Annotated in this window: 8 protein-coding genes; all 8 read right to left on the bottom strand. The window is 66.3% G+C overall.

Features of this window, described 5'->3' with window-relative positions; all coding sequences use genetic code 11:
* Positions 1–36: 36 nt before the first annotated feature.
* Positions 37–3,612: an EAL domain-containing protein gene (locus LPB260_RS14305; RefSeq protein WP_208709727.1), complete on the bottom strand. Its 3,576-nt coding sequence runs from the start codon at positions 3,610–3,612 to the stop codon at positions 37–39.
* 2 nt (positions 3,613–3,614) lie between these two features.
* Positions 3,615–4,667, bottom strand: a complete 1,053-nt coding sequence (locus tag LPB260_RS14300; RefSeq protein ID WP_208709725.1) for a chemotaxis protein CheB — start codon at positions 4,665–4,667, stop codon at positions 3,615–3,617.
* A 12-nt stretch (positions 4,668–4,679) separates the two neighbouring features.
* A complete protein-coding gene (locus tag LPB260_RS14295; RefSeq protein ID WP_208709723.1) occupies positions 4,680–6,878 on the bottom strand; it encodes a response regulator in 2,199 nt (732 codons plus the stop codon).
* Between the two features lie 7 nt (positions 6,879–6,885).
* Positions 6,886–8,643 (bottom strand): methyl-accepting chemotaxis protein, encoded by a 1,758-nt coding sequence (locus LPB260_RS14290; protein ID WP_208709721.1) that lies wholly within the window; start codon positions 8,641–8,643, stop codon positions 6,886–6,888.
* A 67-nt stretch (positions 8,644–8,710) separates the two neighbouring features.
* Positions 8,711–10,357, bottom strand: coding sequence for a methyl-accepting chemotaxis protein (locus LPB260_RS14285; protein WP_218281529.1), 1,647 nt, complete (start codon positions 10,355–10,357; stop codon positions 8,711–8,713).
* A gap of 5 nt (positions 10,358–10,362) precedes the next feature.
* Positions 10,363–10,971, bottom strand: a complete 609-nt coding sequence (locus LPB260_RS14280) for a chemotaxis protein CheW (RefSeq protein ID WP_208709719.1) — start codon at positions 10,969–10,971, stop codon at positions 10,363–10,365.
* Positions 10,956–12,503 carry a CheR family methyltransferase gene (locus LPB260_RS14275; protein WP_208709716.1) on the bottom strand — a complete coding sequence of 516 codons (1,548 nt, stop codon included), beginning with the start codon at positions 12,501–12,503 and terminating at the stop codon, positions 10,956–10,958. Before LPB260_RS14275 ends, LPB260_RS14280 begins: the two co-directional genes overlap by 16 nt.
* Positions 12,490–12,969, bottom strand: coding sequence for a chemotaxis protein CheW (locus tag LPB260_RS14270; RefSeq protein ID WP_208709714.1), 480 nt, complete (start codon positions 12,967–12,969; stop codon positions 12,490–12,492). The genes LPB260_RS14275 and LPB260_RS14270 overlap by 14 nt, the downstream gene beginning before the upstream one ends.
* Positions 12,970–13,671 lie beyond the last annotated feature (702 nt).

The following is a 13,671-nucleotide window of genomic DNA, read 5'->3' as shown; positions in this document are numbered from 1 at the left end:
CTGCGTAGCAGCGTCCCTGCGTTACTTCCCCTGGATCTATCCGCACAGCAAGCGCTGACGCATACGCTGATTCTCCTGTACCAATTGTCGCTGGCCGAAGGCCTCGCGCAGCTGGCTGCGCAGGTCGTCGGCTTCCCAGGGCTTGGTGATGAAGCGGTAGATGACGCCTTCATTGATGGCCTTGAGGATACTGCGCACTTCGGTGGAGCCGCTGAGCACCATGCGGATGATTTCCGGGTAGAGGATCCTGATGCGCCGCAGGATCTCCACCCCGCTCATGTCCGGCAGGCGCAGGTCGGTCAGCACCACGTCCACCGGATGGGTCGCCAACAGATTCAGCGCTTCCACGCTGTTCCGAGCCACCAATATCCGGTAGTTCTCCTGGCGCAGTTCACGCTGCAGAGCCCGGATGACCCCAGGTTCATCGTCTATCAGCAGCAGATAGTGCTGATCGTCATCGGCGAGGATGGATGGCAGCTCCAACTCGCTGCCTTCGCCGAGGAACTGCAGACAGGTCTCTGGCGGCAACGGTGGCGAGTAGTAATAGCCCTGCAACTCGTCACAGCCGGCGGCACGCAGAAAGCCCAGTTGCTCTGCGTTCTCCACGCCCTCGGCGATCACCTTGATGCCCAGGTTATGGCCGATGGAGATCATCGAGCGCGCCAGGGAGGCGCTGTCCGGGTCCAGGTGCACGTCGGTGACGAAGCTGCGGTCGATCTTCAGTTCGCTGAAGGGAAAACGCTTGAGGTAGCCCAGCGACGAATAACCGGTGCCGAAATCGTCGATCGAGAAGCGAATGCCCACTTCGATCAGCGCGCGCATGCGGACCAGCACCTCATCGGCGTTGGTCATCAGCATGGACTCGGTGACTTCCAGCTTGACCAGCGATGGCGCCACCTCATGCTGGCGCAGGATGGCCTGGATGCGCTCGACGAAGTCGGGCGCCATGAAGCTGATGGCGGAGAAGTTCACCGCGATGCTGCCGTTGAGCAGCAGGTACTTCCACTGCTGCAGCTGCCGGCAGACGGCATCGAAGACCTGGAAATCGATGTCGACAATCAGCCCGGTTTCCTCGGCCAAGGGGATGAACTCACCGGGCATCACCGTCTTGCCATCATGACTCCAGCGCACCAATGCCTCGAAACCGGACAAGCGCCCGTTGTGCAGATCCAGCTGCGGCTGATAGACCACCTGGAACTCGTTGTACTGCAGGGCCTGACGGATCTCGCGCTCGAGCAGCAGGCGGCGCTGCATCTGCTCGTTCATCCGGGGGGTGAAGGCGCAGATGCGGTTCCTGCCCTGATGCTTGGCCTGGTACATGGCGGTATCGGCATGGCGCAACAGGGTGTCGAGATCCTCGCCGTCCTCGGGGAAGCAGCAGAAGCCGATGCTGCAACCGACCACCACCTCCTGGCCGTCGAGCATCAGCGGTTCGGCAAGGCTTTGTTTGAGACGCTCCAGGCTGTCGATGCTCTGGTTGATCTGCCCGCCATCGGCCAGCAGGATGACGAACTCGTCGCCGCCGAGGCGCGCCACGGTGTCGGTCTCCCGGACGCAGGCCTGCAGCCGCGTAGCCATCTGCACCAACAACTGGTCGCCGGCGTTGTGGCCGAGGCCGTCGTTGACCACCTTGAAGTGGTCCAGGTCGATAAAGGCCAGGGTAAAGCGTCCCTGCTTGCGACCCGCAAACGCGATGGCCTGCCGAATGCGGTCGTTGAGCAGGTTGCGGTTGGGCAAGCCGGTCAGGCCATCGTGGTTGGCCTGGTGCTCCAACTCTTCCTGATAGCGCTTGGCCTCGGTGATGTCATTCAAGTAGCCGACGAAATGGCTGACCTTGCCGCGATCATTCACCACCGGAGCGAGGCTGAACTTGTTCCAGAAGACGGAGCCGTCCTTGCGGTAGTTGCGTAATACCGCCCAGCCCTCCTCCTGTGCACCCAAGGCGCGACGGATCATCTCCAGCTCCAGCTGCTCGCGATCCGTGCCCTGCAGGAAGCGGCAATTACGTCCGAGCACCTCCTCGCTGCTGTAGCCGGTGAGGCGCTCGAAAGCCGGGTTGACGTAGACAATCGGCTGATCCTCGCGCTGGTTGTCGGTGATCACGATGGCGTTGACGCTGGCCTCGAGCCCCTGAGTGCGGATGCGAATCTCCAGGTCGCGCTGACGCTGTTCGCTTATGTCCTGGATCACCGCGATGGCGCCCTGCACCACACCCTGCTCATCCAGATAGGGCACGGCCGAACTGAGGGTGGACCTGTTGCTACCGTCGGGCGCGCGGATATCGATCGCCTGGTTGCGCAGCGTCTGGCCCTCACGCACGGCCCGAGCCAAGGGCCAGTCGTCCAGCTGCAACGGCTCGCCATGCTCGGCCCAGGTGCCCTGGTAGCGGGCATAGTCGGCCAACTCCGCCGGCTGCTGCCCGGCCCAGATCAGGCCGTTCTCCGGGTTGCTGAGAATCAGGCGACCCTGACTGTCGGCCACCGACACACCGATCGGCAGGTTGTCGAGAATCTTGCGCAGCAGCGCCTCGCTCTGCGTCAGTGCCCGGGTACGTTGCTCCACCAGATGCTCCAGGCTTTCGAACAGACGCCCGCGCCCCAGGGCCATGGCCAGCTGGCGACCGATGGAGGCCAGCGCGATGAGTGCATCCTCCGGCCAGGGCTGGCCCTGGCTGCGCACCACATTGAGCATGCCGATGGTTTCGCCACCGATCTGCAGCGGGATGCTGGCATGGCTGCGCTCGGTCATCGGCGCCAGGGCCGGACAACCGGCGATATTGCTCGGCGCGCCGAGCTGGTCGCTCAGCCAGGTATTTCGGCAGGGGCACTCCTGAACGCAGGTCGTCATCCTTTCCATATTGAACTGGCTGCTGCCGGCACGGCCGCGCGCCCCGGCCACGCGCACCGCACCAGCGGATTCGCCGGCATCGCTGAGCAGCAGCCAGGCGCCGATCGCGTTGGGAAACTCGAGGATACGTCCCAGGGCCGCGTCGATGACGTGACGCTCGCTGTGGGCATCGCTCAAGCCGCTGGTGAAATGGAACAGGCAGTTGAGCAGCGAGTTGCTGCGGGCCAGCTCGTCATGCTTGGCCCGCAGCTCGTTATTGAGCCGTACGCCCTGCTCATAAGTGGAGATCAGCAGGTCGAGGATCTGCTGGCGACTGGCGGTGATGAAGTGACGCTCGCCCTCCAGCATCACCTCCATGCCCATCTGCACCCGCTCGTTGCTGCGCAATTCCAGATTGACCATGAAATAACGGATGCGCGACATCAGGAACTTCTCGTCGTAGGGCTTGACGATGAAGTTGTCGGCGCCGCACGCCAGGCCGTGCACCACGTCCCGGGCGTCGGCCAGGCTGGTAACCAGGATCACCGGAATATTCGCCGTGCGCGGATCGCCCTTGAGCCGGCGGCACAGCTCATAGCCGTCCATTTCCGGCATGACGATATCGCTGATGACGATGGTCGGCAGGCGCTCGGCCAGGCAGGCCACGGCTTCCACGCCGTTGCGCGCGATTCGGGTCTGACAACCGACCGCCTCGAGCAGGAACTGCAGTTCGGTGGCTTGGGTCGGGCTGTCTTCGACGATAAGAATCTCAGCATCCGTGAACACGGTTACTCTCCTTCCGGCTGGGCGCTGCAGGCAGCCCCCAGCGAGGCAATGGTATTGAGCAGGGCGGCAATCGCCGCGGGCGGCAGCACCTGACGCGCCGCGTGCAGCTTGATCGCCGCCAGCGGCATGGAATCGATCAACGCGCTGGCCGGTTCCTGGGCAATGGTGAGCGCGCCGGCACGGTGCAGCTCGGCCAGGCCCTCGGCACCGTCCCGGCCCATGCCGGAAAGCTGGATACCGATAGCCTCGCTGCCGAGGCGCTGGGCGACGCTGCGAAACAGATGGTCGGCCGATGGGCAGTACAGCTCGCTGTTGCGTGGCTGCAGGCAGACCCGCAGGTCGTTGCCCAGCCCCAGATGCTGGCCGTCCGGGGCGAGGTAGAGCCTGCCGGACTGCAGCACCTGGCCGTGCTCGGCGACGCTCACCGGCAACTTGCAGACGGTTACCAGCCAGTCGCGGAAACTGCCCAGAAAGCCCACGGCAATATGCTGCGCCAGCAGCAGAGGCCAGGGTTGATTCGAGGCCAGGCCCGCCAGCATCGACTTGAGCGCCGCCGGGCCGCCGGCGGAGGCGGCTATGGCCACCAGCCGGGGCGAACCGGAGCTGACGGGCGCCTTGAACGGCGCGACCGCGTGCCCCCTGACGGTTCGCGGGCGCCGCACTATCTTCACTTCGGCCATGCGCCGCAGGGTCCTGAGCAACTCGGCGACGAGCTGCTCGAAGTTCTCCGCATCGGGGCCCACGGGCTTGTCCAGCACGGCCAGGGCGCCGGCTTCCAGGGCATAGATGGCGGTCGCCGCGGCATTGGCATCGGCACTGGCGGTCACGATCACCACGGGCAACGCGTGAAGCTCGAGGATGCACGCGGTGGCTTCGTAACCATCCATGCCCGGCATGTGCACATCCATGGTGATGATGTCCGGCTGATAGCCTTCCAGCAGGCGCAAGGCCTGCTCGCCGCTGCCGGCTTCGCGCACCTCGAAACCTTCACTCTCCAGCACCGTGCGCAGCAGCATCCGCAGCACCGGCGAGTCGTCGACAATCAGTACGCGCATGACAGCTCCCAATCAGATCAGACGACGAATCGCGTCGAGCAGGCTGTCCTGCTCGAAGCCGCTTTTCACCAGGTAGGCGCTGGCCCCGACCTCGAGACCGCGGGCGCGGTCCTCGGCCGAGTGCAGCGCCGTCACCAGCACCACCGGCAACTCGGCCAGCTCACGGTCGCCGCGAATCCGCGTGGTGAGGGTGAAGCCGTCCATGCGCGGCATCTCCACGTCCGACACCAGCAGGTCGAACGCGCCCTGCTTCAGGGCGTTCCAGGCCTCCAGCCCGTCATTGGCGGTGGTGACCTGGTAACCGGCCCCCTCGAGGATGGCCTTGAGCAGGCCGCGCGAGGTGAACGAGTCCTCGGCGATCAGCAGGCGCTGCGCCGTGGCGCCGGGCGCCTCGCCGTCGCGGCGCTGCAGGCTGCCGGCGCCGACGTTCAGGGCGCTGCGGTAGAGATCGCCCGGATGCAGGATGGGCACCAGCTGGCCGTCGCCGAGCAGGGTCGCGCCCAGCAGGTTGCGCACCCGCAGCAGCTGCTTGCCGAGGTTCTTCACGGTGATTTCCTGGTCGCCGAGCAGCTCGTCGACCAGCAGTACGAAGGGCTCGCCGTGCACCTTGAGCACCAGCAGGGTCAGCTCGTCGCCGCTGCGCGCCGTGTCGCTCAGGCCCAGCACGTCGGCCAGGGCCCAGACCGGTAGGACGCGCCCGTCGAGGGCCAGCGAGGGGCGGTTCTCCAGGTTCTTCAGCGCACCGGCCGGCAGGCGCAGGCAGCGCTCGACCGCCAGTGCCGGTATGGCGAAGGTGCGTTCGGCGTTGCGCACGATCACCGCGCGGAAGGTCGACAGGCTCAGCGGCAGGTGCAGGTGGAAGCAGGTTCCCCGGCCGGGGCTGGACTGCAGCTCGATGCGCCCGCCGAGGCGCTCGACCACCTCCTGGACGATGGCCATGCCCAGGCCGCGCCCGGACAGGTCGGTGATCAGCGCGCTGGTCGACAGCCCGGAGCGAAAGATCAGCCGCTGGCTTTCCGCCTCGCTCAGTGCCTGGGCCTGTTCCGGGGTGAGTAGCCCGGCGGCGACGGCCTTGGCCTTCAGCGAAGCCGCCGAGATGCCGCCGCCGTCGTCCTGCACGCGCAGCTCGAAGCGATCCGCCGACTCCTGCAGCAAGTCCACCTGAATCTGCCCGACCGCCGGCTTGCCGCTGGCCTCGCGCCGCTGGGGAGACTCCAGGCCGTGGTCCACGGCGTTGCGCAGCAGGTGGGTGAGCACCGTGCGCAGCTCGTCGAGGATGCGCTTGTCGACCTGCAGGTCGATGCCGCGCACCTGCAGCTCGACCCGTTTGCCGGACTGGCTGGCCAGGTCCTGGACCATGGCCGGCAGGCCCTCCACCAGCGTGCTGCCGGCCAGCAGCAGTACCGCCTGCAGCTCGCCGACCTGGGCCTCGGACAGCTGGCTCAGGCCTTGCGCCAGGTGCTGCCCGGCCTTGGCCAGGTGGATCGCCTCGAAGTGCAGCTGATCGAGCTGGGCCTGGCTCCAGTTCAGGTAGTCGAGCACGCCCTTGAGGGCGTCGCGGCTGGCCAGCGGCAGCTCGTCGAGCTGGGCGTGCAGGCGCTTCAGGTGGCCGGCACCGAGCAGGCGCCTGCCGCGCTGCGGCTCGAAGGCGGCGGCGTGTTCGCGCAGGCGGCGGGCATGGGCCTGGGCCTCGAGCTTGAGCTGCAACAGGCTCTCGCTGTGGAACAGCAGGTTGTCCAGGCGCCGGGCGGAGACTCTGACCATGCCCGAGTCAGTCGGCGGCGCCGGACTGGCCATAGGCGTTGCCGACAGTGCCACGGCCTCGCCGCGCGCGGCGCTTTCCAGCTGCTCGCACAGCTGTTCTGATTCATCGGAAGCCAGCGCCTGGCCGGCGTGCAAATGCTGTACGGCACGCAAGGCATGCCGGCTGAGCTCGACGCGTTCGGCGGTCATTTCCAGCAGGTTCGCCCGGGCCGCGCCGAGCAGGCTCTCCCAGGCATGGCAGAGCCGCTCGATGGGCGCCAGGCCCACGGCCCTGGCGGCGCCTTTGAGGCTGTGCACCTCGCGGAACAGCGACTCGATGGAGTCGCCGCTGGCCCCCGCCTGGCGCCAGTTGGCCAGGGTGTCGGCGAGCACGGCCAGGCGCTCTCCCGCCTCGATCCGGAAGCTCTCGAGCAAACGTTCCTGCAGTGCCTTGCGATCCAGGCTCATGGGCGGCTCACAGCTTGAACTGGGCCGCCAGGCCCTGCAGCTTGACACCCAGCGCATGCAGGTTGCGCGTGGCCTGGTCCATCTGCCGGGTACCGCTGACGTTGCTCTGGCTGGCCTCGCGAATACTGCTCATGGCGTTGGCCACCTGATCCATGCCGAGCATCTGCTGCTGGCTGGTGGCGGCGATCTGCAGCGCCACTTCGCTGGACTCGACGATGCTGCTGTCTAGCGCGCGGATCGCCTCGCCACTCGATTGCGCGCGCTCGTACCCCGCCTCCACCGCCTTGCTGCCCTGCTCGGCCAGCAGCACCGCCTTGGTCATGGCCTTCTGGATCTCGCCGAGTATGCCGCGCACCTGGGCGGTGGCCTGCTTGGACTGGTCGGCCAGGGCCTTGACCTCCTGGGCCACCACCGAGAACCCCTTGCCGGTCTCGCCGGCGCGCATCGCCTCGATCGAGGCGTTGACCCCGAGCAGGTTGGACTGTTCGGCCAGGTCGCTGACCGAGGCGACGATCTCGCCGATGGTCTGGCTCTGCTCGCCCAGGCGCATGATGCTTTCCGCCACCGCCTGCATCTGCTCGCGGATCAGGCCCATGCCCTTGAGCGCCTCCTCCACCGCCTGGCGGCCGCCCTGGGCCACCTCGCGGGTACGTGCGGTGCTGTCGGCTACCGACTGCGCCTTGCTGCTGGCCAGCACCGCGGTCTGCTTGACCTCGTCCACCGTGGTGACGATCTCGCTGATGGCGGTGGCGGTTTCCTGGGTATTGGTGGCGACCTGGCTGGTAGCCTCCAGCACGTTCTCGCTGGACGTCGCCAGCACCGTGATGCTCTCGTTGAGCTCGCCGACCAGGTTGCGCAGGTTCGCCAGCATGGTGGCGAAGGCAGTGCCCAGCACATCCTGGTCGGACACCGGCTGGCTGTCCTGGCCGAGGTGACCCTGGGCCAGGCCCTCGGCCTTGGCGGCCAGGGCCAGCAGGTAACGGCTCATCTGGCTGAAGGCCGTCGTCAGGCGACCGACCTCGTCCGCGCGGCTTCCGCTGCGCAGCTCCCGGGGGATTTCGCCACGGCTGATGCGCTCGGCGATCAGGGTCAGGTGCGCCAGCGGCTGGGCGATATGCCGGCTGAGCTGCCAGGCCATGACGACGCCGAGCAGCAAGACGATCAGGCCAGTCGCCAACTGCTCCAGGCGCTGGCGCTCGACCGCCTCCTCGGCCTGGAACAAGGCCTGTCGCACATTGGCCTCGGTCAATTCGGCCAGACGCTGCCCTAGTTCGTCGATCCGCGCCATCCGCTCGAACTGGATGCCCAGCGCCAGCTCGGCCGCCTGCTCCACGTTGCCCTGCCGGATCAACGGGATCAGCTGCTGGTCGCGGGTCTGCACGAAGGCATTGCGCACGCTCATCAGCTGCTCGAGCAGCGCGCGCGACTCGCGTTCATCCCCCAGGCCGGCCCGCAGCTCGTCGAACAGACGGTCATTAGCCCGAGACAATGCCTCGATCCTGCTCTCGCGCTGGCGCAGTTTCTCCCCTGGCCCGCTGGCCATCGCCTGCAGCAACTCGGCGCGCTGGGCGCTGATATTGACCCGCAGCTCCTTGACCTGGGACACCCGCTCGAAACTGCGCTGGAACAGCTTGGCCTCGCTCTCCTGCACAGCGGCGAAGCGCTGCAGCGAACTGACCAGCAAGGAGCCGAAGGCGATGAAAAGCAGGGTGAACGTCAGCACCAATTTGGTGCCGATCCGTAGGTTGGCGATACGTCCCAGCATGCTCGTTTCTCCTGGTCCCCCGGACAGACCCGGGGGCAAACTCAATTAATCGCGTTGGTGGTCGGACTCACAGGCTGAAGCGGCTCGCCAGGCCCTGCAGCTTGAGTCCCAGTTGATGCAGGTTGCGCGCCGCCAGGTCGACCTGACGGGTACCACCGACGTTGTCCTGGCTGGCCTGGCGAATGCTGGCCATGGCCGTGACGATCTGGTCCATGCCGACCAGTTGCTGCTGGCTGGTGGCGGCGATCTGCAGCGCCACCTCGCTGGACGTTTCGATATTGCTGCTCAGGGTGCGAATCGCATCGCCACTGGACTGGGCGCGCGCGTAGCCGCTCTCCACGGTCTTGCTGCCCTGCTCGGCCAACAGCACCGATCGGGTCATGGCCTTCTGGATCTCGCCGAGCATTCTGCGCACCTGGGCGGTGGCCTGCTTGGACTGGTCGGCCAGGGCCTTGACCTCCTGGGCCACCACCGAGAAGCCCCTGCCCGCCTCGCCGGCCTTCATCGCCTCGATCGAGGCGTTGACCCCGAGCAGGTTGGACTGCTCGGCCAGGTCGCCCACCGAGGCGACAATCTCGCCGATGGTCTGGCTCTGTTCGCCCAGGGTCATGATGCTTTCCGCCACCGCCTGCATCTGCTCGCGGATATGCCCCATGCCCTTGAGCGACTCCTCCACCGATTCGCACCCGCTCAGCGCCACCTGGCGGGTGCGCTCGGTGCTCTCGGCCACGGTCTGCGACTTGCTGCCGGCCAGCACCGCGGTCTGCTTGACCTCCTCCACCGTGGTCACGATCTCGCTGATGGCGGTGGCGGTCTCCTGGGTGCTGGTAGCCACCTGGCTGGTGGCGGCGAGGATCTGCTCGCTGGACGTAGCCAGCACCGTGATGCCCTCGTTCATCTCCTGCACCAGTTCGCGCAGGTACTGGCTCATGTCGACGAACGCCTGGGACAGGCGTCCGACTTCATCCTGGCGCGTGCTGGCGACGATGCCCTGGGGAATCTCGCCCCGGCCGATGCGCTCGGCCCAGCCGGTCAGGCGTGACAGCGGCCTGGCGATATGGCGGCTGAGCAGCCAGGCCAGCACGGCACTCAAACCGACCAGCAGCAGGCTCAAGTTGAATATCCGGTCGCGCTGGGCCTCCAGGGCCTGACGCGAACGTTCCACGGCCGCCGCGACACGTTGGTCGGTGAGTTCGGACAGCTCTACGCCGAGTTCATGAATTCGCTGCATGCGCTCGAGTTGCACGCCCATGCTCAGCAGCCGCGCCTGCTCGTATTCGCCGGCGCGGATCATCGCCAGCTGCTCGGCGCGGGTATCGGCCAAGGCCTCGCGGACCACCAGCAGCTCGTCGAACAGCTCGGCGAATGCCTGATCGCCGCCGGCGGCCTGCTGCAGCCGCTTGACCAGGCGGTCGTTGATCGCGCTGCGCTGGCGCATACCCTCTTCTATGCCCCGCAGATCGGCCGGCGTCTGCTCGATGATCGCCCGCATCAGGTCAGTACGCTGGGCCGCGAGATTAAGGCGCAGCTCCTTGACATCGGAGACCCGCCCATAGTGGTCCTGGAACTGCTGCTGCTCGCTGTCCTGCAGGTTGGCGAAGCGCTCCAGGCTGCCGAACAGCAGGGTGCCGAAGCCCAAGATCAGCGCGGCGAAGGCGGCGACCAGCTTGCTGCCGATCCCCAGGTTGAAGGCTCGGGTCATCACACTTTGCATCGCCACTAATCCTCGTCCATCACGCGTAAATTGGGGTCGCCCAGCAGCCGCTCGCCGTCCAGCACCGTGCACTGATCGGCGGTAACTCCCAGCAGGTAGGCGGCGCGCACCCCGGTCAGGTTGGCCAGTTCGGTCTGCAGCGCGTCACGGCGGATCCGCGAGATGCCCAGGACCCGGTCGATCAGCAGCGCGAACTCCATCTCGGGGCCGCGCAGAATCATCAGGAAGTTCTTGTCGGAAAGACTGTTCATCGGCAGCTCGAACAGCACCCGCAGATCGAGCAGCGAGACGATATGGCCACGCACGTTGACGATGCCCAGCACGTAGGGCGGTGTGCCCGGCAACGGGGTGAAGTGGGGCAGCGGCAGCACCTCGGCGACATGCGCGCTTTCGATGGCGTACTGCTCGCCACTGATGTTGAAGGACAACACCTCCAGCCAGCCTTCGACCTGCTCCGGCTCGATCGTCTGCGCCCATTGCCGGGTGCGCTCGCGCAGGCGCGCATCGCGCTCCTCGGCATCCACGCCGAAGCCGGCGGCCAGGCGCAGCTCGCACTGGGCCAGGCGCTGATGAATCTGGCTCCAGCGCGGGTCTTCGTTCACAGGCTCGGACATCTGCTCGAGTCCTCCAATAGTTGATCGCACAGGCGCAGCAGCTGCGCACAGCTGAGGCCGTCGCCGAGGGGAACCAGGGCCTGGCTGTCCTGGCCCAGGAGCAGTTGCCGGCAGACCTGCAAGGCCTTCTGGCTGGCGCGCGACTGGCCGTCGGCGCGCAGCAGGCGGGCGCGCAGGAAGTAGCCGAGGATGAATTCGGGCTGCAGATACAAGGCCTTGTGCAGCGCCAGCAGGGCCTGGCGGTTGTCGCCACACTGCTGCGCCAGCAGGGCCTGCAGCCAGTACGCCGATATCGAGGCTGGATCCAGCGCGAGCGCGCGCTGCAGCCACTCCCCGGCCGGCTCGAACTGCTGCTGATCGGCCCAGCTGCGCGCCATGGCCAGGCAGGCCTGGTGCTGCTGCGCGCGGCCCGGGCCGGCACAGTTCAGGTAGGCCGTCAGTGCCGCACGGGCCTGCTCATGCTGGCCCGCCGCCTGGGCCTGGGTGGCCTGCCGCCAGTGACGTGCAGCGGTTGCCTCGGCGCTCTCGACGGCGCTGCGCAGCTCGGTGCCCGGCGCAGCAACGGCCGAACGCGGCTTCTCGGTTGGAAGGGAAACCACCGGGGCGGACAGGTTGGCGCGCGGCGGCGCGGCCAACGCGGCGCGGCTTGGCGAAGCCGGGCTGTTGGCCCAGGGCGACTGCCGCGTCCTGGCGGCCAGCGCGTAGTTGCAGCCGGCCCAGCGGCCCTGCAGGCCGGCCTGGGTCGCCAGCCCGGCCTCCACGGCGCTCAGCAGCAGCACACCATCGCCACTCAGGCTGCCGAGCAGTCGGCGCAGCGCCGCCTGCGCCCGCCCCGGGGTGAAATACATCAGCACGTTGCGGCACAGGATCACATCGGCGTTCGCCAGGGCGGGGGCCAGGGCGGCGTCGGCGAGGTTGTACTGGACGAAGCGGATGCGCTCGCGCCAGGCCGGACGCACCCGCCACAGGCGCCCCTCGGCCTGGAAGTAGCGCATGCGGAAGTCGTTCTCGCTGCTGCGAAAGGCGTTGCGCCCATACAGCCCCTGCTCGGCGCGGGCGAGAAAGCCTGCGTTGATATCGCTGGCAACCAGTTCCAGCGTCCATTGCCCGCGCTCGCTGCCGAGCAGCTCGTCGACCAGGAACAGCAGGCCATAGGCCTCCTCCCCGGTACAGCAGCCGGCACTCCACAGGCGCAGGTGGCGTCGCCCCTCGCGCCGCCGACGCTCCAGCAAGGGCGCCAGGTGCTGGCTGGCGAGCCAGTCGAAGGCCTCGGAATCGCGGCGAAAATAGGTTTCACCGACGGTGAAGGCGGCGATCAGCGACTGCACCTGGCCGGCATCCCACTCGGCGAACGCCAGCGCCTGCAACCAGCCGTCGAAATCCGCTACTTCCCGCTCCAGGGCCAGCAGCTGCAGGCGGCGCAACAGCTCCGCCTGCCGCTCACCGGAAAAGTCCGCGCCCAGATGGCGCAAGACCTTCTGGCTTAGCGCCGCCAACAGGCGCGGGGAAGCGCTCGCCTCAGTGCGCAACATCGAGCGAGCCCTCCCGGCTGGCGAGCAGCTCCAGCAACTGCGCTTCGTCGTTATCGCTGAGCAGCTGTTCGACGTCCTGGATCAGCAGCAGTCCCTCGGCGCTGCGCACCACCCCGCGCAGCAGGCTGGAAGGCACCCGCGGGTCCGGGGCGGCGGTGAAGTCATCGGTCGCGAAGGCCCTCACGACCTCCACATGCTCCACCGGCAGCAACAGTTCACGCTTGCTGCTACGCAGCCAGATGAAGGGTTGCCACAGATCGAGGGCGGGCGCGCTCCAGGCAAAACGCCGGGCCAGGTCCACCACCGGCAGCAACCGGCCACGGACGTTGGCCAGGCCAGAGATCGACTCGGGCGCGCCCGGCAAGGGGGTACTGCGCAATGCCGGCAGCACGCGCACCACCTGATCGAGGGCCACGGCCAAGTGTTGGCCGGACAAGCGGAACGGCAACACCAGGTTATCTTTCACACACCAACCCTTGCCACCAGCGATTGAAAGGCAAAACGACGAGCACAACCAATATCCGCAGATAAGTTGTGGCAGTTGCCGAGTTCTCGCTGCCCGCTTTTCGAGCAAACAAACTTGAACGGCTTCCACACGAGAAACTGGCACAAGTTAGATTGAGGAAAAACGTTCAACACAGTTACTTCACTAAATAGGATTGATTGACCTGCAACGACGGCAAAATAACTCGCGCGGGATAACGCCCAGCATTCTAAGTTTATCCGTGCACCATAACGGTTCACGGACCTTGTTCGCGGCCGATGGCCGCTGCGTCTTGCACTAAACCGAGGCTATCGACCGCCAGGCCATTTCAAGTGAGCCTTGAAGTGCCGGGGATATTGCGCAGTTGAGATCGTCACACCCCAGCCCGCCTGCACGCCATGCAAGAGGAATCCGGCCGTGCCTACCGGCCTCCCTTTATTAAGGGCCAGTTCGGCGCAGCTTCAGAGTCTTGATCTTATTATTGAGGGGCGAGTGGACGCACATCCGGCGCAGCCATCACGTGGCCTAATGTAGACCCCAGCATTGGCAGAAGGCTGACAATTTATAACAATCGAAGTTAATAAAACGAACGTGCCAGAAAATATCTATACAGCCATATAAGTTCAGGACAATAGCCCACAGAGCCAGGTTAATTGATTGTTTAATCAATAATAAGAGAGACCC

The organism is Pseudomonas sp. LPB0260 (assembly GCF_013388395.1).
Note: the sequence above shows the minus strand (reverse complement) of the source record. Positions and strands in the feature narration are given on the sequence as shown.